We start from the raw sequence: 21495 nt of genomic DNA, 5'->3' as shown, positions 1-21495 counted from the left end.
GTTCACTGTAGGGAGGAAACCTTGGTCGTACGCCTACGGCACCCGCGACGGCGGCCGCATGGTCGCGATCAACGTCAACGGCGACCGGGCAGGTGCCGGCTGGCAGGACCCCATCGGCATCTTCACCGAAGTGCTCCAGGGAGGATCACCGGCAGGTGCGGAGCATGTTGAGCAAGGCCACCTTCTCCTTGCGGGTCACGAAGAGCCGGTAGTGGTGCTTCACGGTGATCCATGAGGTCGCGTACCGGCACCAGTGGGCGCGGCGCTGCGGGCGCCAGCCCTGCGGGCCTCTGCCGCCTTTGGCGATGTTGGCGGAGTGGCTGACGGTGAGCAGTTCGGGGCGGATCAGGTCGTTGGCGAAGGCGCGCCGCTTGGCCTGGCTCCATCGTTTGGCACCCGAGCGCCAGGCATAGGCGAGCGGCACCAGGTGGTCGACGTCCACGTACTTCTCGCTCTTCAGCCACTTGCCGTCGTACGGGCTGTACCAGAGCCCCTTGACCGGGTGGCAGGCCGCGTTGCGGCGTACGCTCCGCCCGTCGCGGGCCAGGACCATCTCCCGCGTGCTGCACCTGCCCTTGCGGTGCGCCGATCGGGGCTGGAACCGCTCGCGGTTGTAGCCCCGGATGGACAGGGGCCTGGCGACCTTGAGCTGAGCCAGCATGCGCCGGGCGAGGGCCGTGGCCTCTGCCTGTGATCTCTTGCGCGGTTCGGCCGCCGCCTGCGGGGTGGTGAGGGCAGAGGTGATCGGGATGAGCACGAGGGTGAGTACGGCGACGTGGGTTGCCCGCCTCAGGAAGATCATGACTTTACCTATACCCAACGACAGCCCCGACCCTGGCAGCCGTCAGGAACGGCCGGAGCCGGTGATCGCGCCACTACCCGCGCAAGCCGTACGGGCCAGAAAGCGGTCTTCAGCCGCGCCCGCGACCTGATGTTCTTCTGCTCTGTACGGCCCGCAGCGTGAGCATGCCGCCCAGCAGCACGAGCCAGGCACCGAGCGTGAACCTGGTGAGCAGGAGGACCACGATCATCAGGGCCTCGAAGGTACGCCCCGGCGACCCCGGCATCAGGTCCACGAAGTGACCGACGGTCTCCACCGACATCAGCAGGCCGCCGATCCCGCCGAGCACCGCGATGAAGGCGTTCAGCCGCCACAGCAGGAGTGCGGCCGCCGTGATCACCACGCCCAGCAGGACGGCGGGGACGATCGCGAGCAGCACCTCGGGCAGGTCGTCCTCGGTGCCCAGGACGAGCCCCCAGAACAGGAAGACCAGGGCCAGCGGGATCACGAGCGCCATGCTGATCGCCGAGGCCACACTGTGGCGCCACACCGCCACGCAGAAGGCGGGAACCACCGGGATCAGGCAGCCCATGCTGATCATGATCCAGACGGGCAGGCTCAGGAGGTACCTATGCCCCTCGAAGACCCACCCCGCGAGGAAGTCCAACCCCTGGGCGAACAGGGTCAGCGCGAGCAGGACCATCAAGACCAGCGCCACCACGGAGGCGACCGACTGCGGGGCATGAGCGTGAGCCCGGCTCCCCGGCGCCTGCGATCCCGGGTCGGGCAGCAGCAACGTCCCGGACGGCGGGGGCGCCGGGCGGTCCGGCACAGGCCGCGATCCGGCCGCAGCCCCCGGCTCCTGCCTTGTCAGCAGACCCAGCAGTTCCTCGGTGCCGGGCCGTGCCTCCGGGTCCTTGGCCAGGCAGCGCGCGAGCAGTGGCCGCAACCCCTCCGGCACCCCGGACAGATCCGGTTCGGTGGTCAGGATGGCGTGCATCAGGGCGGGCATCGTGTCCCCTTTGAACGCCTGCTGCCCGGTAGCCGCGAACACCATCGTGCTGGCCCAGCTGAACAGGTCCGCCGCCGGCCCGACCATCCCGCCCGCGAACTGCTCGGGCGCCATGAACGCGGGCGTTCCCATCACACTGCTGGTGGCGGTCTGATCCAGCGCCCTGGCGATCCCGAAGTCGATCACGACCGGCCCCTCGGCCCCCATGATCACATTGCTCGGCTTGAAGTCCCGGTGCACGATCCCGGCCCGGTGGATGGCGGCCAGCGCGGTCAAGGTGGTCACCGCCAGCCGTTCCAGCCCGCTACCGAACCGCACCCCCTCGCCTCTCACCAGCCGATCCAACGAGGGCCCGGTGATGAACTCGCTCACGATGTACGGCCGACCGTCGGCGACCCCGAAGTCCAGCACCCGGGCCGTGCAGAACGGCGCCACCCGCCGCGCCGCCTCCACCTCCCGCATGAACCACCGGTGCGTCTCCGCATCCTCCATCTGCGCGTGCAGCACCTTCACCGCGACCTTCGCCCCCGCGGCGTCCTGCCCCAGATACACCGACCCCTGCCCGCCTCGGCCGAGTACACCGCTCAGCCGGAAGGCGTTGATCTGACCCGGATCTGCAGACGCGAGAGGCAGCACGAAATGACCTTAGTGTGCCTTACACTCCCCCACCAGCGCCGCCGGCAAGGCGCCGTCATGGGCGGGATCATGCCTAAAATCAGCCGCAGGAGCGCTGTGCCGGCCGGGCACTCCCGGCGCGCCGGCGCTCTTCATCGACGAGCGCACGTTCCGGCCGCGCGCCGTCTCTCCCGGAACAGTGATCGTTCAGCGTCGAAGCCGGGAGACAGCGAACCCCGCCCCCCCCCCGAAGAGATGGGGGCGGGGTTCGTGCACTTCAGGGGTTACTTGAGGAGCTGCCTGGCCATCACCAGGCGCTGGATCTGGTTGGTGCCCTCGTAGCTCTGGGTGATCTCCGATCCCGGATCCGGCCATCTGCGAAAACGACTCGATCGCGCGCCTGAGCAGGGGTTACGCTTGCGGGCGTCTCGCGTCACTTGTCACTGGTTTCGGCTCTCCCACGGAACAGCGACGGAACAGAGCAGGAGGCCGTCTCCATGTCGATCCCCAAAAAGGGCTCACGGCTCATCACAGTCGACGACATCGCCTACCGCTGGCGGATCCGCCGCAAGCCCACGTACTGCCAAGCGAACAGCTGGGGACCGCTGATCTTCGCGGTGGAGCCGGCCAACGGGCCAGGACGCATCCTCCTGGTGTCGCTCCCCTGCTCCCGACCAGACGCCTGGTACGGGGAACGAGCGATGGCCGTACGACCTGCACTCGTGTCGGCGACCATCCGCAGGGCCCTTGACCACGGCTGGGATCCGCACCGAACAGGCAACGCCCTCACTCTCCGCCTGACCGAGGATGACCTGACGGACGCGATGAACGGCCAACCCCCCTCCTACGTGGTCCCCTTCATGCGGAGATAACCGATTCGAAAGACACCCGCTTCAGGAGAGCGTGGATTCCTCTGTCCCAAGTACGGCCTTGAGCTGGCCTCGGCTATTCAGCGAAGGTGGCCGGGTCTGGTCGTTGAATGAGAAAAGGTGCATCTGGCCTGCAAGGATGTGATTGCTGATGTCATATCCACCGCAGGATCGGATGCACCTTTCTGGTGAACAACACTATCGGCTGGAACCACGGACTGTCGGTGTCCGCGACCGGAAAGAACCTCATCGGACACGCGGGAGCAGTACTGCTGCGCGGCTGCGCCGACCACACCGGGCTGACCACCGCCCTGAGCAAGGTGTTCACCAGCCCGGCGAAGCTCTGGGATCGCGGGATAGTGCTGATCTCGGTCGCGATGACGATCGCGTTGGGCGCCCGATGCATGTCCGACATCGAGCTGCTGACCCACCAGCAGGGCGTGTGGGGGCAACCGCCCTCGGACTCCACGGTGCGCCGGGCTCTGGCAACCACTGGCGACCGGGCCACGCTGAGAAAGATCGCACGCGCCCGGGCGCGGGTCCGCAAGCACGTGTGGGAGTTGATCGCCGCGACCGGCAACGGCTTTCCCTGGTTGTGCGTCGCGGGCAAGGTACTGACCGGCTGGGTCGTCATCGACATCGACGCCACCATCATCGGCGCGCATTCGGCCAAGCAGGGCGCCGCCGCCACGTTCAAGAAAACCTTCGGGTTCCATCCGCTCGGCGCCTGGTGTGCCAACACCGCCGAGTCCCTGACCATGCTGCTGCGCAGCGGGAACGCCGGCTCCAATACCGTGGCCGACCACGTTCAGGTGCTGACCGAGGCGATCAGGCAGATCCCGGCCGACTTCCGCGCCAAGATCCTGATCCGGATCGACGGCGCGGGCGCCACCCACGAACTGCTGGACGCGATCGGGGCGCTGAACACCACCCGGCGCACCGTGCGCTTCCTCGTCGGCTGGAAGATCACCGACGCCGACGAGGTGGCCATCGCGGCCCTGCCCGCCACCGCCTGGGAAGATGCCCTGCACCAAGACGGCACCGTCAACAGCGCCTGTCAGGTCGCCGAGCTCACCGGCCTGAACACCCGCACCGGCTGGCCGAGGCGGATGCGCCTGCTGGTGCGCCGCACCCGGCCCTCCCGCCGCCAGCTGGCCAAACTCACAGCCTTGGAGAAGAAAACCGGCTGGCGCTATGTCATCATCGCCACCGACATCGGCCGCATGCGCGGTGTTGTCGGCTCCCACCACCCGCAGTGGCTCGACACTCTGGCCCGCCACCACGCCGGCGTCGAAGACCAGGTCCGCATCGGCAAGGCCATGGGCCTTTCCAACCTGCCCTCAGCGGACTGGACGGTCAACAACCAATGCCGCGTAGTTAACGTGATCGCCTCGTCGTCAAGAGTTCGTAGCTTCCGTGACTGATCCGGCGCAGAATGCCGGAGCGCGTCAGGCGATAGAGACACTTGTGGATTTGGTTCTCAGTCGTCCCGACCAGCCGTTTCAGCAGGTCGGGCGCGTGCCAGGCAAGGATGCACGGTTCGGCGCGCATGACGTTGAGGACTCGTTCCGAAATGCCCGGTGGTCGGATGACGAGGGGTTCGACCTCACCCGTGGGGGCGTCCACGAGTGTGCGGATGAGCCGCACCCGGGTGCTGCGGGTAGGGCGACCGTCATCTTTGCGCTCGTGGTAGCGGCTGATCGGGCTCTTGACTTTGCGCGTACTCAATCGAGGACGCCGAGGCGGCATGATCGCGGCTCGGAGGGCATAAGCGAACGCAGTGTCGGTCCATGGGGTCTGGTCGAGGACTCCCTCCGCGCCTCCCACACTCTCCTGGGCGCAGCGCAGCGCCACGGTGAAGCTGAGCCGGTCGGGATCGAGCCGTTGCCCGGCGGGGACGGAATCGACCATGGCACGTCGCAGTACCTGGCAGGCGCACAAGATGGCCCACAGCTCTTGCTCCAGGCCGTTGGGCGTGGTCGAGCGCAGGACCCGGCCCTGCATGAGCGTATGGCGCAGCGCGAGGAACGCCGATTCGATCTCCCAGCGTTCGTGGTAGAGGCGCACCAGCCGTGCGGCCGGGTCGCGGCGGTGATCGAGCAGGGTGGTCGCCAGACGGTAGGTGCCGCCGACAACGCGGCCATCCGCCAGAAGGGCATGCGTGCGTGCCTCGATCACGCGCACCCGCAGGCCGTCGAATTCCGTGAGGTAGCTGCCATCCGGCAGTTTGGCGCGAATGGGCGGGCGACGCTTGGACTGCAGGCGTACCAGCAGATGGGCGCCGGTGGCGGCTGTTCGCGTCAGGAAGTCGTTGGCGTCGAAGGCGCGGTCGAGCAGCACCAGCATGCCGGGGCCGAGGTGCCGCAGGAGGCGGCAGGCCCATGCGGTCTCCCCGGTTATGCGCGTACCGAAGACCGCCCCGAGCAGCCCACGGGTCCCGGTCTCCACCAGTGCCACGATCATCACCGTGGGGTAGCCGGCCCAGCCGACCTTGTGGAGGATCTTTCCCAGCCAGGACGTGTTGTCCTCGTTGTCCGGCACCTTGGTGGAGGCGCAGCCGTCGAAAGCGACGGTGCGCAGCCCGCGGTAGCCCACGCCGATCGTGTGCGGCGGAGCCAGGGGTCCGGCGAGGGCGTCGAACAGCTCTCGCATCGGGCCGGTCCCGATGCGAGCGCGGAGATCACGCAGTGCCTTCTCGGAGGGGCGCCGCTGGCTGAAGGACACGCCGCGGGTTAGCTTCTGCCAGATCCCCAGGGCACCGACTCCCGCGAACAGGGCCTGAGCCAGGAGGAAATACACGCCGACTCGGGCGGGTAACAGGCGCGGGGCGCGATGTTGCACGCGATGCCGCGCAAGGATGTCATCCACCAGCTCGAACGGGATAAACGAGGTGAGCGCTCCCAGATGGCCTGGGACCAGAAGGCCGGCAGTTACACGGCCGCATCGCTCAATGGCAGACTCGTGACTCATCGGGACTCCGGAGGAACAGGTGGTCGTGGCAGACCATCGTTTACCGGAGTCCCGACCTGTGTGCGCCCGGTTGAGTCCAATGAGGTGATCTCAGCGACTTTCATTTCAAGTAGCCGTGTTCGAAATGGGTGAGAACGAGCGCGGCTTTGACGATGTCGCCGATTCGGCTGGGGCTGGCGGTGATGCGCTGGAGGGTGCGCCAGCGCTGTGTGAGCAGGGCGAAGCCTCGTTCTCCCAGGCAGCGCAGGGCGCGCAGGAGCGCGTTGCGGGTGCGGGTGTCGAGGTCGAGGGGCCGGCCGCCGGAGGGCTGTTTGACCGGAGTGAGAATGCCGATGCCGGCGCCGTCGTAGCCGGAGTCGGCCAGGGTGGGAAGCCCGTCGGCGGCGGCCTTGTACAGCGCTCCCAGGACGTGTGCGCGGGCGGCGGTCAGGTCGTGCACCGATCCGGGTTCGACCTCGGAGACCCACAGCGGCAGGCCGCAGGGCGCGGACAGCGCCTGGATGTTACCGCCGTGGTGGTGGGCCTTTCCGGAGTACCACAGGTCGATGGGTTCGCCTTTGACGCTGATGGTCTTTTCGGCGCAGCGGTCGGTGGCGATGACCGTGCCGTCCAAGATCAGGTGGGTGAGGCCCTCGTCGCTGGCGCGCCGCAAGACTTGGTGCAGGTCGGGCGCCTGGTCGGCCAGGACGTCGATGACCTCGTCGATGTAGCGGTAGGCGGTGGCGCGGGAGACGCCGTGGTCGCGGCCGAGAGCGCCCCGGTCGGTGCGGTCGCGAAACCAGCGCAGTCCCATCACCGCCTGCTCAAAACACAAAGCCGCGTAGTTAAGGATCTCGGGCGCTTGGCAAGCTGTTCGTGAGTACGGCAGGGACCCTGGTGTGAAGAGGAACGGGACCTCTGGTACACCAGGCGATCGACCAAGATCCACCCGAGCCCCGAGGTCCCGTTGCGTACCGATTCTGCCACCATGACCCTCACCCGCACCATCACGCTCGCCAGCGGCGTCTTCGCCCCCGGCCATCTGGGAGAGCTGACCCAGCACCTGCCGTTCGAGCTGGTTGACGCGGTCCTGGAGGACACCGGCAAGACCCAGCAGCGGCTGCGGAACCTGCCCTCACGGGTCGGGGTCTACTTCGTGCTGGCCTTGGGCCTGTTCCCGGAGCTGGGCTACCTGGGCGTGTGGGGCAAGCTGGTGGCCGCATTCAGGCAGCTCGCGGTGCCGCGTCCCTGCGAGAAGGCGTTGCGAGATCTCCGGCGCCGGGTGGGGGCGGCCCCGCTGCGGGAACTGTTCGAGATCCTGGCCGGTCCGTTGGCGCAGCCGCACACACCAGGAACGCGCTATCGGCGCTGGCGCACCGTCGCCTTGACGGCTGCAGCTCGATCAAGGTGCCCGACTGCGAGCGGAACCGTTCCTGGCTGACGAAGATCAAACATCGGCTGGCCTGGGCGGGCTATCCAACCGTGATGCTCATGACCCTGGTGGAGACCGGCACCCGCGGCCTGCTCGGCGCGGTGTTCGGGTCGATCACCACCGGCGAGACACGCTACGCGCGGCGGCTTTGCGGGCTGCTCGGCCCGGACATGCTGGTCCTGGCCGATCGCGCCTTCGACGGCAACCAGGTGCTGGGCGCGGTGGCCGGGAGCGGCGCGCAGTTCCTGGTCCGGCTCAAAAGCACCCGCCGCCCGCCGATGGCCGCCCGGTTGTGCGACGGCTCGTTCCTGTCCCGGATCGGCGAGATGGTCGTGCGGATCATCGACGCCGACATCACCGTGATCTGCGCCGATGGCACCAAGGTCGCCGGCCGCTATCGGTTGGCCACGACCTTGCTCGACCCGCGCCGTGACAGCGCCGCAGCGCTGATCCGGCTCTACCACGAGCGGCGGGAGATCGAATCGGCCTACCTGGCGTTACGGCACACGCTGCTGGGCGGGCGGGTACTGCGCTCGGGCGACCCGATCGGGCTGGAGCAGGAGCTGTGGGCGCTGCTGACCGTCTATCAGGCGTTGCGGATGGCCATGGTCGCCGCCGCCGAGTCGGTGCCCGGCACCGATCCGGACCGGGCCTGCTTCAAGACCGCCGCACAGGCCGCTCGTGACCAGGTCATCATCGCCTCGGGCGTCCTTCCCGCTGACCCGGCTGCCCCTCTCGACCTGGTCGGCGTTATCGGCCGCGCGGTCTTGGACGGCCTGCTGCCACCACGCCGCCCGCGCATCAGCGTCCGCAAGGTGAAATCTCCCATCTCTCGCTACCACGCCCGCCCTCACAGTGATGAACGCCCACTGACCAGCCAGAACGTCACCGACGTTCTGGTCGTCGTCCACGAGGGGCAGACCGTCCCGCCCCCACCACCGCCATCCGAGCAGGAGCAGGAGCAGGAGCAGGAGCAGGAGCAGGAGCAGGAGCAGGAGCAGGAGCAGGAGCAGGAGCAGGAGCAGCCAGAGGATATGCAGCCGGCCTCGCCGAGCTCCGCCACGAGTGCTCGGTGACGGCTTCCGGGCACGCGGTCGTCCCCTTGACGTTGGCGCAGATCGACGAGTTCGCCGGCAATGCGATCGAGGTCGAGGGAACCGACGGGCGTTACCTGGTGATGTCGACCCGTGCTCGCAACAGCTTGACGGAGTCGCAACGTAGCGCCGTCGCCGAGCACCTGACGATTCTGGACGTCGAGGTGCCGACGATCGAGCTGGCCGGAGGGTCGATCCGGTGCATGATCGCTGGCATCCACCTGCCTCGCCCCGAGGCTCGGGCGTAGGCGGGTGCGGTCGCCACGCAGTGGACTGGCACAGCAGTTTCGCGGTAACATTTTATTAAACATGTTTATTGCGTCCATGGGGACGTCGTACGGAGGAGGGCTTATGGAGCCGACGCTCGACGCCCAGCTTCGAAAGGGAACGAGGCGCAGCAGCCCCCGGGCGGGGCTGGCCCTCGCGAACGTCGCCAACCTCGGCGATCTCGCCGGGGTGCACGGAGCATCGACGGACCGGCTCGCGGTCCTGGATTTGCGCGTCCCCGGTGTTCCAGTCGGGTACACGTACCCCGAGCTCAGCAGGCTGGTCACGGCGCTCGCTGCCGAGCTGGTCGCCAGCTCGTACGCCAGCGGAGACCGCATCGGGATCATGTCGGCCAACCGGGTCGAGTACGTGGTGGCGTACCTCGGCATCATGAAGGCCGGCCTGGTGGCGGTCCCGATCAACGTGCGGTCCGGCGGTGACGTTCTCGACCATGTCATCGAGGACGCCGGGGTGGTGCTGACCTTCGTCGACGCCGCAGGGCGGGAAGCGCTGGCCGAGCGAACTCCCAGTATCGACTTCGACGATCCTCAGACCCCGTTCCTCCAGGATCTGGCCACCACCTGCCAGGACTCGGCCGGTGAGGCCCTCGCCGGGATCGAGCCGCCGTCGGACGGGCTTGCCGAGATCCTCTACACCTCCGGATCCAGCGGCCTGCCGAAAGGCGTCCCGCTCACGCATGCGGGTCAGCTGTGGGCGCTTCGCACGTTGTCCTCGGAGCCTCCTCGGCGGATCGAGACCCAGATCATCGCCCAGCCGCTGTTCCACATGAACGGCTTGGTGACCCTGTGCCGGGGCCTCGCGCTCGGATTCACGACGGTGATCTGCCCGCGATTCGACGCCTCCGCCTATGTCGACGCGATCGAGCGCTACGGAGTGACCAGTGTCGCCGCGGTGCCCACGATGTGGATCCGCGTCCTGGGCGAGGTTGCCGACGACACATCACGTCTCAGGTCCGTCAGGTCGCTGTCGCTCGGCTCCGCTCCGATCACCCAGGAGCAGGTCGCCAGGATCGCCGACGCGATCCCTGACGCCGACGTGGTCGTGTCCTACGGCACGACGGAGACCGGTCCGGCGATCTTCGGAGCGCATCCGGACGGGATCGCCAGGCCGCCGCTCGCGCTCGGCTACCCGCTGCCCGGGTCGGAGGTCAGGCTCGTCGACGGTCCCGACGACACCCACGGCGTGCTCACGATGCGCAACCCCGCTGTGACCGATGGCTACCGCGGTCTGCCGCACCTCAATGCGACGTCGTTCGGAGACGGGTGGTACTACAGCGGCGACGTGATGCGTCGCGATGACAACGGGTTCTTCTACTTCGTGGGCCGAGCCGACGACATGTTCGTCTGCGGAGGGGAGAACATCTATCCGGGCGAGCTCGAGACGATCCTCGAGCGGCACCCCGCCATCGGACAGGCGGCGGTGGTCTCCCTCCCTGACGACGAACGCGGACGCATCCCGGTCGCCTTCATCGTGATGAGCGCGGGAGCGCACCTGACCGCTGGAGCGGTGAAGTCCTTCGTGATCGAGCAGGCGCCTGCCTACCTGCATCCACGGCGCATCGCGACCGTCGACGAGCTGCCCCTTGCAGGAACCAACAAGATCGACAAACGGAAGCTTCACGAGATCGCGATGCAGCTGGAGACGAGCAACGAAGGATGGTTGGCATGACGGACAACGAGGATCTGGACACGAGCCCGGCCGGGCTGAACGCGCTGCTCAGCACCTCGCCGTACAACGAGTTCCTGGGACTCCGGTGCACGGCCACGGACGCGGAGGCGGGCAGTCTCGTGCTGGAGATGCCCTTACGTCCGGAGCTGGAGCGCATCGGCGGCGAACCGCAGTTCCACGGCGGCCCTGTCGCGTCGTTGATCGACACCGCGGCGGTGTTCGCGACGATCCTGTCGACCGGTGTCGTGCCGCCCACGGTGAACCTGCGGGTCGACTACCTGAGGCCCTCCAGCGGCACCAGGCTGACCGCGACGGCGACGATGCGGCGGGCGGGCAGGAGCGTGGGCGTCGCGGACGTCAACGTCACCGACGATCAGGGCAGGTTGACCGCGATCGGTCGAGCCACGTTGAGCACCGCCTTCGGATAGCTCGAGCGCACCACCACGGCATCTGCCACATCCACGGAAAGGAAGCAGCGTGAGGGCTGCAGTCATCAGTGAGCACGGCCATTCGGAGCTCATCACGGTCCACGACGATTGGCCCGACCCCGTCGCCGGGGCCGGTGAGGTCGTCGTCGACGTCAGGGCTTGCGCGCTGAACTACCACGACCTGTTCACCCTGCGTGGGATGCCCGGCATCACCATCCCGTTCCCGATCATCATGGGCATCGACATCGCTGGCGAGATCGCCGAGGTCGGCGCCGAGGTCGAGGGCTGGCACGTCGGTGATCGGGTCCTGATCGATCCCTGGGACGCGGTCGAGAACAAGCTGGTGGGCGAGACGATGGATGGTGGACTGGCCGAGCGCGTCGCCGTCAACGCCAGGACATTGATCCGGTTGCCGCACGACGTCTCGTTCACCGACGCCGCAGCGCTGCCGGTGGCCTACGGGACGGCGTACCGCATGATGGTCACCCGCGGCGAGGTCGGCCCCGGCGATAAGGTGCTGGTCCTCGGCGCGTCCGGAGGGGTCGGAACGGGTTGTGTCCAGCTCGCCAGCCTGGCCGGAGCGCACGTCATCGCTGCCGCGTCGACCGACGCCAAGCTCGAACAGCTTGCCGCGCTCGGCGCCGACGAAGGCATCAACTATCGAGACGACGACTTCATGAAGGCCGTGCACGAGCGTCATGGCAAGCCCCGGGTCTCGGGGGCGGGCGGTCTCGACGTGGTGGTCAACTTCACCGGCGGCGACACCTGGGCCCCCTCGTTGCGCTCCCTGCGGAAGGGAGGGCGCCTGCTCAACTGCGGAGCAACCGCCGGCTACGCGGTCGAGACCGACCTCCGCTACGTCTGGTCGTACGAGCTGGACATCCGGGGCTCGGACGGGTGGCTCCGATCGGACCTGGAGTCCTTGATCGAGCTCGTCCGCGTCGGCAAGCTGCGTCCCCCCATCGATCGGGTGCTGCCCCTGTCCGACGTCCGCACCGCCTTCGACCTTCTTGAGCAGCGTCAGGTCCTCGGCAAGATCGTCGTGGCCCCGGACCGTTGAGAGACACAGAGCCCACTGGTGGGCAGAGCAAGGTGGACCATGTCGTCGTGTCGGTGCGCGGACTCGACGAGGCAATCGCTCGATGGAGCCGGGCAGGGCTCACGGCGGTTCCTGGCGGCAGCCATCCGACCGGTACGACGAACGCGCTCGTTCGCGGCCCGAGGGACGCGTATCTGGAGCTGATCGACGCAGTCGAGGAGTCGTCCCACGCCACGGCCCGAGCGGTTCGTTCGCGGGTGGGACCGCTGACCTGGGCCATCAGCGTCCCCGAGCTCGACGCCTGCCGCCGGCGGCTCCTGGACTACGGTGTGGAAACGGGCGACCCGGTCGAGAGCAGCCGGGTCGCTCCTGACGGCGAGACCTACGTCTGGGAGACCTGCGAGATAGCCGGGCACGTCCTGCACCCGTTCGTCCCGTTCCTGATCCGATGGAAGTCGGGGATGCCGAGGGGGCCAGTACGCGGTCCGGCGATCAGCTCGTTGGACTTGGAGGTACCGGATCCGGCCTGGTTGCAGGGCCTCCTCGTCTGCTGCGGCCTGTCGCCCGACGACGCCGAACCGGGGACACCGGCGGTGACCGACGGTGACCTCACGGTCCGGCTGCGTGAAGGGAGTGCTGGAGTCGTCGCCGTCGACTGGGCGATCGCTCCTCCTGAACCTCACGTGCTCCTCGACGGCCTCGTGTGCAACGTTCGCTGGCACGCTGATCCGGTGGGCTCGGTACCCCGTGCCTAGGACGACCAGTGAGCAGCGTGCCTGGATTGCCGAGGCGATCCGGCGGCTCGATGCCGACGCGAACCGGAGTGCCGACACTCATCTGCATGTCGTACCGCTGTCGGTCGAGGGCATCGACCTGTACCTCAAGGACGAGTCGGTCCATCCGACCGGCAGTCTGAAGCACCGGCTGGCGCGATCGCTGTTCCTGTACGCGCTGTGCAACGGGTGGATCGGTCGCGGCAGCACCATCATCGAGGCGTCCAGCGGCTCGACGGCCGTGAGCGAGGCTTACTTCGCGCGGTTGATCGGCCTGCCCTTCGTCGCGGTCATGCCGAAGTCGACCAGCCCCGAGAAGATCTCCTTGATCGAGTTCTACGGCGGTCAGTGCCACCTGGTCGACGACGCCGTTGCCGTGTACGACGAGGCGCGCCGGCTCGAGGCCGAGACCGGCGGCCACTACCTGGACCAGTTCACCTACGCCGAACGTGCGACCGACTGGCGCGGCAACAACAATATCGCTGAGTCGATCTTCGAGCAGCTGCGCTCCGAGCGGCATCCGTGTCCGTCGTGGATCGTGGTGGGGGCGGGCACGGGCGGCACGTCAGCGACCATCGGACGGTTCGTCCGGTACCGCCGGTTCGACACCCAGGTCCTGGTGGCCGATCCGGAGAACTCGGCGTTCCTGGACGGTTGGGAGCAGGACACGTCGGGCGCCACGACCTCGGCTCCCTCACGGATCGAGGGTATCGGTCGGATGCGTGTCGAGCCGTCGTTCGTCGGTGGCGTGGTCGACGACATGATCCGGGTGCCCGACGCCGCATCCATCGCCGCGGCCCGCTGGGTCTCCGGGGTTCTGGGTCGTACCGTCGGCGGGTCCACCGGCACCAACATCTGGGCGAGCCTGAAAGTGGTCGAGCGCATGCGCGACGCGGGACAGACCGGAAGCATCGTCACGCTGCTCTGCGACGGCGGCGAACGCTACGCCCACACCTACTACAACGACGCCTGGCTCCTCGACCAGGGCCTCGACCTCGAGCCCTACCGCGGGTTCCTGGAGAGGTTTGACGTGCGTTGAGTGCAGCGCCGACGACCTAGGTGTCGCGCCAGGTCAAGAAGTCGTCGCATGGGATCAAGACGACTCCGATGGCGCCTTGGCACGCTTCGAGGATTCTGCCCTCACCCCGGGCCGGTTCCGGCCCGACGAAAGGATCCCGATGCGCCGCACGAAGCCTCGCCGGCTCGCGCCCCTGGGCGCCACCGTTCTGCTGGCAGCACTGCTCGGTGGAGCGTTCACCGATCCGGCCGTCGCCGACGACGCGTCGTACCGGCGCGGCTACCAGCTGGGCCTGGAGGCCTACCGCTACGGCCTGCCGCTGGTGACGACCGAGAAGACCTTGCAACCAGACCAGCATCGAGGTGTGTGGCAGTTCTCCTTTCGAGCGCAGTGAGGCGACTTCTTCGCGGTCGCTGTCCAGTGGCGGGTCTGTGAGGTGCTTGTCGGCACTGATAAATCGCGGATCGGAGGAACTGATGTGTAGCGAAACGACGAAGGCGCTGAGAGCTCGACAACGCGAAGCGTCGACGCGAGTCGATCAGCTGATCGCGGAAGCCGACGAGCGCACCCCGTTCGGTTCCGCGCGGCGGGCTCGGATCAACGCGGCGGTGCGTGAGGACCGCCGGGCGCTCACTGCGCTCGGTTCCACCGAGGGTGCAGTTGCGGTCGCTGAGGCAAGGGCTGGGGCTGCGCTCTCGCGGCTCATCGAGGACGGATTATCGCGCAATGAGGTCTACGAATCGCTCGGCGTCAGCCGGGCAGCTGGGCGACGACTCATCAGTCTGTGCGTCTCTACGCGGCGCGCTCCCGATGGTCTGTCCACAGGCACCGCCCGGGGTGGTCCTCAGCCGGGCTGCGACACCGGTGCTCTCACCGAGGTAGTAGTCATCCGCACGGGATCGATCGGCCTCGACATAGGCCCGTACTGCTGCCGCTGCGCCGCGGTAGAACTTCACACCGCCATGCACCCAGACCACCTCGGATCACCCGTCCAACGCGTCCGTCGATAACAAACGGACCCTCAGAAATGCGTCGTGGGCCGCCCGATCACGGGCGACCCATCTACGGTCCTTTGGAGTTGACCCGGTTTGGTGGACACCTGATTTCTGGGGAACCCTGGTTCTCGAAAGAAGGAGTTCACTGTGCCGAACAACTATCCGCCGGAGTTCCGCCGGCAGATGGTGGAATTGGTGCGCGCGGGACGGTCACTGTCCGACGGTGGATTCCAAAGCGCGCGCCGAGCTCCGTCGTGGTCGCGCCGGCCTCGTAGGCGATCACCAACTCGGCGACCTGGGTGGGCGTGAGAAAGGTTTGAACCTTCCCAACTGCCCCCACGATCGGCCCTCGAGAGTCCCGAACAGGGGGTTGAACCACCCTCACCTGGGTCCGGTAGTACCCTTTTGACCAGCGGGAATGCACTGTTTTGTGGGCTTGGTAGGGGTTCTCAAAGTCTCTACGGAGGTCCACCATTTGGTCGAAGTTCTAAGCCTGCCCCCGTGATCGGTGGGCAGGGTTTCTTCGTGCCGGCCCAGGTGGATGTCGGGGTGGAGCTGGCCGGTGCGCTGCCAGAGCTCGGCGTGGAGCCGGTTGGTGGGGTTGAGGATGGTCTCGTAGACGCCGGTGAACTCAGAGCGCACGTCGAGGTCTTCGGTGAGGGTGATCTTGGTGAAAAACACCTGGTTGCACAGCCGCTTGTGTGCCTCGTCGCAGGCGAGGTAGAAGATGTGGGCGTTGTGCCCCCGGGTCCATCCAGGGATTGATGGAGTAGAGCACGTCGAAGTACTGCGGAGGACACATCAGGACGTGCTTGGCGCGAGCGCGGCGCTCGGTGGACGGCAGTACGGATGCGGACAGAATCGATGACACAGCAGATCTCTATCTGATGAGGAATGGGGCCACGAGCACCGACGTCGACACCCGCCGACAGGTCGTGGTCCGGCGCGGCTGCGGGCTCTCTACTTCAGGTAGAGCGGGTACGGCGATCCCATCGCGTACTGCGAGAAGTTCTCGAACGAGATCTTGGGATCGTGCGCGAAGACGGCCTGCTGCGTGTAGACCGGGATGTACCCGACCTCCGCCGCGTTGGCCTTCAACGCACCGACGACGGCGTCGAGCTGCTCCTTGCTCTGCGCTCCCGCAGAGCTTGCGGTTCGAATGAAGCCGTCAAGACCGGGGACGTCGAGGTTGGCGTAGTTCGATCCGCCTGCCGGCAACCCGTCGGCACGCATCAGGGTGTTCGGGTAGAAGTTCGGGTCCGGTGACAGACTCGAGTACGTCGACATGGTCAGCTCGATCTTGTGATCGCTCGAGTTGGTCAACCACTCAGCCCCAGGCTCTCCCTTGATCGTGATCGTGAGACCGATCTTGGCAGCCTCCTCCTTGAGGATCTCGGTCGCCCGCACGAAGGACGGGTAGGTCGAGATGACCTCGGCCACGATCGTCGCGCCGTCGGCGTACGCCGATTGCTCCAGCTCCCGCTTCGCGGCGTCGAGATCGTAGTCGTACGACGCGATCTGGTCGTACGCCGTCGCGACGTCCTCCTTCGGAAGCTCCGTCCACACCCGCTGCGACGTCATGTAGGGCGCCGGGTCTCCGAATCCCCTCAACGCCGACTTGATGATCGCCTCGCGGTCCACGAGGTGGGCGATGGCCCGTCGAACGTGCACATCGGCCAAGGGGCCCTTGTCGGTCAGGAGGGTGATGTAGCCGAGCGTCTCGGTGGGCGCCTTCGTGAGCTCCGAGCTCGATCCGGCGAACGCCGTTCCGTCACCACCGACGACACCGTCCACGTCGCCTGCTCGAAGTGCGGCTGCTCCCGGGACGGGCGCGGCGAAGACCAGCTTGACCGTCTTCCACGACTCCTTGAAGTCGTCCCCGGTCTCGGCAGCGCCCCACCACCCGTCGTTCTTGACAAAGGTCATGCCGGCGCTGGAGTTGAAGTCCTTCGGCTTCCACGGCCCGGTGCCCATCGTCAGCACACCAGGTCCACCGAGATCCTTCTCGTGAGCCTCGGCGAACTTCTTCTCGACGATCTGCCCGGCGTACGCCGGGGTGTACTGCCACGCCGAGTCGGGCTGCTTGAGCTTGACGGTGACTTCCATCGGGCCCGTGGCCGTGATCGTGTCAACGGACTTGTACTTGCTCGCGGTCTGCGCGGTCTGGTCCTGGTACCGGCGCAAGGAGTACACGACGTCATCGGGAGTGACTTCGGCGTCGTTCCAGAACTTGACGCCTTCGCGCAGGGTGTAGACGTAGGTAAGAGGATCTGGGTTGTCTACCTTGGTGGCGAGCGCAGGCTGCACCTTGCCGGTGTTGTCGAGCTTGATCAGGCCTTCGAGCGCGAGCCCGTTGACCCAGAGCGCCGGCTGATCGTACTGACGAGCAGGGTCCATGCTGCGAATACCGCTGGTGGCGATAGTCAGGGTCCCGGTCGACCGGTCTTCGCCGGCGCCGTCGTCCGAGGACGAACTACACGCACCTGCGACCAACAGAACTCCCAGGGCAGCGATGCCCATGCGAAGCCTGCGGACGGATCTGTTCATACCTGACCCATCTGTGAGTGCTTCCCCAGCCAGTCGGATGACGTTCTGGGCACTGCTTCAAGCAGCTGTTTCGTGTACCCCGAGTTCGGAGAATCCATAATTTCTGCGGTGCCCGCCTCCACGACCCGGCCCTTCTCGAGCACGTAGACGGTGTCCGCGACCTGGCGCACCACGGCCAGGTCGTGCGTGATGAAGAGGAGGGCGATGCCCGTCTCCCGACGGATGTCGTTGAGAAGGTTCAGGACCTGTGCTTGGACCGAGACGTCCAGAGCGGACACGGGCTCGTCACAGATCAGCAGCTCCGGATTGAGCGCCAGGGCCCGCCCGATCGCGATCCGCTGCCGCTCGCCACCGGAGAGCGCCGCAGGCCGACGTGCGGCGTAGTGCGGTCGGAGCCCGACGCGCTCGAGCACCTCGGCCACCGTCAAGACCCGGGGATCGCCGGACAGTGCCGCCTGGCGGCCGGCTTCCGCCAGGGTTTGACCGACGGTCATCCGCGGATTGAGCGAGGAGTACGGGTCCTGGAAGACGTACTGCACCTTCGAGCGCCAGGTTCGGAGGTCCGAGCGCGACATCCGGGACCCCTGGGTGATGTCGATCCCGAAGACCTCGGCGGCGCCACTGGTGATGGACTCCAGCCCGACCAGGCAACGACCCAGGGTCGTCTTGCCAGAACCCGATTCGCCGACGAGCGCGACGGCTTGCCCTTGGCGGACCGTCAGCGAGACCTCCTTGAGGGCGGCCACCGCCTTGTTGCCGTGGCCGTACTCCTTGGAGACACCCTCGAGCGAGACGACGACCGGCGCCGACACGTCCTGCGGCGCAGCCAGCTGCTCGCCCTCCTCGACGATCTCGAACCTGGCATCCAGGTCACGCCGGATCTCGTCGACGCGGATGCAGGCCGACGCACGGTCGTCGTCGATCTGCACCAGCTGAACTCGCTGCCGCGAGCAGTCCGGAGTGGCCCACTCGCACCGTTCGGCGAATCGACACCCGATCCGCCGTTCACGGACGTGCGGCAGCTCTCCCTTGATGACAGGAAGCCGGGCGAGCCGACGGCCCAGCGGTGGCTCCGAGGCAAGCAGGCCCAGCGTGTACGGATGTCTCGGCGACCTGGACAGCTCGTCCGACGGGCCGGCTTCCATCATGGCGCCGGCGTACATAACGTAGACGCGGTCGCAGGCCGCGAACGCGACGCGCAGGTCGTGGGTGATCATGATCATCGACATCCGTCGCTGCCGCTGGATCGAGATCAGGAGCTTGAGGATCTCCTGCTGCGTCACGGTGTCCAGCGCCGTCGTCGGCTCGTCGGCGATGATCATGTCGGGGTCCGTCGCCAGCGTGGCGGCGATGCCCACCCGTTGACGCATGCCACCCGAGAGCTGGAACGGGTACCGGCGCGAGACGGCGGGGTCCGTGATCCCGACCTCTTCCAACCGCCGCTGCACCTCGGCGCGACGTTCAGCCTTCGACATCGCGCGGTACTGCGGCTTCTCGCGCAGCACCTCTTCGAGGTGGTGCCCGACCCGCATCAGCGGGTTCAGCATCGTGAACGGGTCCTGAAGGATCATGCTGGCCTGCCGACCGCGCACTCGGCGCATGTCGCGCTCCGATGCGGTCAGCACGTTGATGCCACCGAGCTGCGCAGAGCCCGTGGTGTTGAACCCTGCCGGGAGCAGCTGGAGAAGGGACCGGACCGACAGCGACTTGCCGCTCCCGGACTCGCCGACGATACCGATCGTCTCGCCGAGATCGACGTGAAGGTCGACGCCGTCGACGAGTATCCGTTCTTCTCCGCCGACGCTGTGGCCGATCGTCAGGTCATCTACGTCGAGGAGCCTAGAAGCGTGCTCAGGCATTGCGGCCTTCCTTCGTGGACAGCCGGTCGAAGACGAAGTCGCCCAGGGCGTTCACGCTCACGGCGGCGAAGATGATCGCGAGCGCAGGGCCGACCGCGGTGAGAGGGTTGTCGAGCAGGATCGCCTGGCTCTCGGCCAGCATGGTGCCCCAGTCGGCGCTGCCCGGTGTCGATCCGAGACCGAGGAACGAGAGAGCCGACAGGTTGATGAGTGCGAATGCGAAGCTCAGGAACGCTTGCGAGACGGCCAGCGGCAGGACGTTCGGCCACAGGTGCCGGAACATGACGCGTGTTCGCGACATGCCGAGCGTTCGAGCAGCTTCGACGTACGGTCGCGACTTCTGCTCGATGGTGGCCGCACGAACCAGTCGGGTGTCATAGGGCGCGGACAGGAACATGATCACCGCGACGGCGACCCAGTAGCCACCTCCAAGCACGCCGATGGCGACGATGGCGACCAGGACGCCAGGGAGCGCGTACATCAGGTCGACCCACCGCATGATGATCCCGCCCGGAATCCCGCCGACGTAGCCGGCGATCAACCCCAGCACGGAGCCGATGACGAAGGCTCCGAGCGCGATGAGAAGCGGGCCGTACAGCGCCGTCCGCGCACCGAGCACGACCCGCCCGAAGATGTCGCGCCCCAAGTCGTCGGTACCCAGCCAGTGGTCACCGGAGATCCCTTGCAACCCGTTGCTCAAGGACTGCACGTTCGCGTTCGGCACCAGCATGGAGCCGAACAGGCCGGCGACGACGATGCACGACAGGTAGCCGATGCACAGCATCACGCTGATCGACGGAATCCGGCGGCGAGCGCGTCGGTCGGTTGCTGCGTCCGCCGGCGCCTCGACGCCGGTGGTCGGTTCGATGCTCATCGGCTGTCCCCACTCAGGGCGATTCGCGGATCCACCGCGAGGTAGGCAAGGTCGGTCACCAGGTTGATGAGGAACACGGTCGCTGCCATCACCAACGTCACCCCTTGGACGACCGGGAGGTCCTTCTGCTGGACCGCGCTGATCAGGAGACTGCCCAGGCCCGGAAGGGCGAAGGTCGCCTCGACCACGACGGCTCCGACCATCACGAAGCTCAGGACGACGCCGGCAGCGGTGATGACCGGGACCAGGGAGTTCCGCAGGACGTAGTTGAACAGCAGGCGGGACGGCTTCACCCCTCGAGCCCTCGCGGCGATGATGTAGTCCTGGCCCGCGACCTCGATGACGGCTGTCCTCGTGTAACGGACGACCAGAGCAATGGTCGCTGTGCTAAGAGCCACCGCCGGCAGGATCAGGTGCCGCAGCCGATCGACTCCGCCCTCACCTGCACCGATCGCAGGCAACCAGTTGAGCTGACCGGCGAGCACGATGATCAGCAGGATTCCGATCGCGAACGACGGCGCGCTCACCGAGATCATCGAGATCTGGGAGACGAACCGGTCCACGAACCTGCCTCGCTTCAGGCCGGCCAGCATCCCGAGCGGAATACCCAGGGCCATCGTGATCAAGAAGGTCAGGGTTCCCAGCTGCACGGTGACGCCGCCGCGCTCCAGGATCGCGGACGAGACTCCCTGGCCGGTGAGGACCGACTGGCCCAGGTCGAAGTGCAGGGCGTCGGTCAGCCAGTTCCAGTACTGGACCAGGAACGGGTCGTCCAGGTTGTAGCGCGCGCGAATCGCTTCCATCGTGTCCGGGGTCGCGGGCAGGGTGCCCAGCAGCAACCGCACCGGATCGCCGGGCGCCAGTGCCAGCAACGAGTAGATCCCGAACGAGTAGACGACCAGCAGGATGGCCGCTCCAGCGAGACGTCCGAGGACGTATCGAAGTGTGGAGCGCAATGTCATGGGTCGATCGCTCATTTCGGTAGACGGAGTAGCGAGTATCGCCGGTAACAGCCTTGTCGGACCGTACTCGCGTGTTAATAAACATGTCAACAGATTCGACGATGGTTTTCCCATCGAATTGGGGACGGACGAGGGCACGACGACACCCACGACCGATGCCGCCGCTCGTCGCGGTGCCCGGGACTCAGACGTCTCGCAACCGGCAGGGCGCATCGGGGTAGCGCACCTGCGACCACGTGCGGTGGGAAAGTCGATCGCAGTCGACCCGGGTCGTGTTGCCGGTGCCCGCGTT

At 67.0% G+C, this 21495-nt stretch carries 17 protein-coding genes and 2 pseudogenes; 11 read left to right on the top strand and 8 right to left on the bottom strand.

Going from position 1 to position 21495, the window contains the following annotated elements; translation table 11 throughout:
- Nucleotides 1-145: 145 nt before the first annotated feature.
- Together ABZ260_RS06620 and ABZ260_RS06615 are read right to left on the bottom strand one after the other, a co-directional pair.
- A complete protein-coding gene (locus tag ABZ260_RS06620) occupies nucleotides 146-802 on the bottom strand; it encodes an HNH endonuclease family protein (protein ID WP_355613680.1) in 657 nt (218 codons plus the stop codon).
- 109 nt (nucleotides 803-911) lie between these two features.
- Nucleotides 912-2429, bottom strand: a complete 1518-nt coding sequence (locus ABZ260_RS06615) for a serine/threonine-protein kinase (RefSeq protein ID WP_355613678.1) — start codon at nucleotides 2427-2429, stop codon at nucleotides 912-914.
- A gap of 476 nt (nucleotides 2430-2905) precedes the next feature.
- On the opposite strand from ABZ260_RS06615, the gene ABZ260_RS06610 reads away from it, so the two are divergent.
- Both ABZ260_RS06610 and ABZ260_RS06605 read left to right on the top strand, forming a co-directional pair.
- Entirely contained in the window at nucleotides 2906-3280 is a 375-nt protein-coding gene (locus ABZ260_RS06610; protein ID WP_355613676.1) for a hypothetical protein, read from the top strand.
- Nucleotides 3281-3465: 185 nt separating this feature from the next.
- On the top strand, nucleotides 3466-4701 hold the full coding sequence (locus tag ABZ260_RS06605) for an IS1380 family transposase (RefSeq protein WP_355613674.1): 1236 nt from the start codon (nucleotides 3466-3468) through the stop codon (nucleotides 4699-4701).
- Here the strand turns inward: ABZ260_RS06605 and ABZ260_RS06600 are convergent.
- Nucleotides 4655-6145 (bottom strand): IS4 family transposase, encoded by a 1491-nt coding sequence (locus ABZ260_RS06600; RefSeq protein WP_355613672.1) that lies wholly within the window; start codon nucleotides 6143-6145, stop codon nucleotides 4655-4657. The genes ABZ260_RS06605 and ABZ260_RS06600 overlap by 47 nt on opposite strands.
- A 202-nt stretch (nucleotides 6146-6347) precedes the next feature.
- Nucleotides 6348-7067 (bottom strand): annotated as a pseudogene (locus ABZ260_RS06595) (transposase family protein); the annotation flags it as partial.
- A gap of 147 nt (nucleotides 7068-7214) precedes the next feature.
- Here ABZ260_RS06595 and ABZ260_RS06590 point away from each other — a divergent pair.
- From ABZ260_RS06590 to ABZ260_RS06550, 9 genes and pseudogenes are all read left to right on the top strand, one after another.
- Nucleotides 7215-8497 (top strand): annotated as a pseudogene (locus tag ABZ260_RS06590) (transposase domain-containing protein); the annotation flags it as partial.
- Between the two features lie 233 nt (nucleotides 8498-8730).
- Nucleotides 8731-9000, top strand: coding sequence for an arginine deiminase-related protein (locus ABZ260_RS06585; protein WP_355613670.1), 270 nt, complete (start codon nucleotides 8731-8733; stop codon nucleotides 8998-9000).
- Between the two features lie 103 nt (nucleotides 9001-9103).
- Nucleotides 9104-10708: a class I adenylate-forming enzyme family protein gene (locus tag ABZ260_RS06580; protein WP_355613668.1), complete on the top strand. Its 1605-nt coding sequence runs from the start codon at nucleotides 9104-9106 to the stop codon at nucleotides 10706-10708.
- Complete coding sequence (locus ABZ260_RS06575) at nucleotides 10705-11136, top strand: PaaI family thioesterase (protein ID WP_355613666.1); 432 nt, start codon at nucleotides 10705-10707, stop codon at nucleotides 11134-11136. Before ABZ260_RS06580 ends, ABZ260_RS06575 begins: the two co-directional genes overlap by 4 nt.
- 49 nt (nucleotides 11137-11185) lie before the next feature.
- Nucleotides 11186-12196: a zinc-binding dehydrogenase gene (locus ABZ260_RS06570; protein ID WP_355613664.1), complete on the top strand. Its 1011-nt coding sequence runs from the start codon at nucleotides 11186-11188 to the stop codon at nucleotides 12194-12196.
- A 32-nt stretch (nucleotides 12197-12228) separates the two neighbouring features.
- Entirely contained in the window at nucleotides 12229-12930 is a 702-nt protein-coding gene (locus ABZ260_RS06565; RefSeq protein WP_355613689.1) for a VOC family protein, read from the top strand.
- Nucleotides 12899-13987, top strand: a complete 1089-nt coding sequence (locus ABZ260_RS06560; protein ID WP_355613687.1) for a PLP-dependent cysteine synthase family protein — start codon at nucleotides 12899-12901, stop codon at nucleotides 13985-13987. The genes ABZ260_RS06565 and ABZ260_RS06560 overlap by 32 nt, the downstream gene beginning before the upstream one ends.
- Before the next feature lie 76 nt (nucleotides 13988-14063).
- Nucleotides 14064-14360 (top strand): hypothetical protein, encoded by a 297-nt coding sequence (locus ABZ260_RS06555; protein ID WP_355613662.1) that lies wholly within the window; start codon nucleotides 14064-14066, stop codon nucleotides 14358-14360.
- 1102 nt (nucleotides 14361-15462) lie between these two features.
- Nucleotides 15463-15726: a hypothetical protein gene (locus tag ABZ260_RS06550; RefSeq protein ID WP_355613660.1), complete on the top strand. Its 264-nt coding sequence runs from the start codon at nucleotides 15463-15465 to the stop codon at nucleotides 15724-15726.
- Nucleotides 15727-15921: 195 nt separating this feature from the next.
- On the opposite strand, the gene ABZ260_RS06545 is transcribed toward ABZ260_RS06550, so the two are convergent.
- The 4 genes from ABZ260_RS06545 to ABZ260_RS06530 all read right to left on the bottom strand — a co-directional run bounded on the left by ABZ260_RS06545 (nucleotide 15922) and on the right by ABZ260_RS06530 (nucleotide 21203).
- Nucleotides 15922-17358, bottom strand: coding sequence for an ABC transporter substrate-binding protein (locus ABZ260_RS06545; protein ID WP_355613659.1), 1437 nt, complete (start codon nucleotides 17356-17358; stop codon nucleotides 15922-15924).
- A gap of 146 nt (nucleotides 17359-17504) precedes the next feature.
- Entirely contained in the window at nucleotides 17505-19367 is a 1863-nt protein-coding gene (locus ABZ260_RS06540) for an ABC transporter ATP-binding protein (protein WP_355613657.1), read from the bottom strand.
- Entirely contained in the window at nucleotides 19360-20241 is an 882-nt protein-coding gene (locus ABZ260_RS06535; protein WP_355613655.1) for an ABC transporter permease, read from the bottom strand. The genes ABZ260_RS06540 and ABZ260_RS06535 overlap by 8 nt, the downstream gene beginning before the upstream one ends.
- Nucleotides 20238-21203 carry an ABC transporter permease gene (locus tag ABZ260_RS06530; RefSeq protein WP_355613653.1) on the bottom strand — a complete coding sequence of 322 codons (966 nt, stop codon included), beginning with the start codon at nucleotides 21201-21203 and terminating at the stop codon, nucleotides 20238-20240. Before ABZ260_RS06530 ends, ABZ260_RS06535 begins: the two co-directional genes overlap by 4 nt.
- Nucleotides 21204-21495 lie beyond the last annotated feature (292 nt).

This window comes from Streptosporangium sp. NPDC006013 (genome assembly GCF_040614275.1).
GTDB lineage: Bacteria > Actinomycetota > Actinomycetes > Streptosporangiales > Streptosporangiaceae > Streptosporangium.
This window is presented reverse-complemented; position numbering and strand designations above follow the sequence as displayed.

Bases quoted from the DNA above. Each gene is read 5' to 3' on its own strand.
- ABZ260_RS06610 (WP_355613676.1), top strand. From the start codon at position 2,906: ATGTCGATCCCCAAAAAGGGCTCACGGCTCATCACAGTCGACGACATC.
- ABZ260_RS06530 (WP_355613653.1), bottom strand. From the start codon at position 21,203: ATGACATTGCGCTCCACACTTCGATACGTCCTCGGACGTCTCGCTGGA.
- ABZ260_RS06535 (WP_355613655.1), bottom strand. From the start codon at position 20,241: ATGAGCATCGAACCGACCACCGGCGTCGAGGCGCCGGCGGACGCAGCA.
- ABZ260_RS06540 (WP_355613657.1), bottom strand. From the start codon at position 19,367: ATGCCTGAGCACGCTTCTAGGCTCCTCGACGTAGATGACCTGACGATC.
- ABZ260_RS06545 (WP_355613659.1), bottom strand. From the start codon at position 17,358: ATGGACCCTGCTCGTCAGTACGATCAGCCGGCGCTCTGGGTCAACGGG.
- ABZ260_RS06575 (WP_355613666.1), top strand. From the start codon at position 10,705: ATGACGGACAACGAGGATCTGGACACGAGCCCGGCCGGGCTGAACGCG.
- ABZ260_RS06580 (WP_355613668.1), top strand. From the start codon at position 9,104: ATGGAGCCGACGCTCGACGCCCAGCTTCGAAAGGGAACGAGGCGCAGC.
- ABZ260_RS06620 (WP_355613680.1), bottom strand. From the start codon at position 802: ATGATCTTCCTGAGGCGGGCAACCCACGTCGCCGTACTCACCCTCGTG.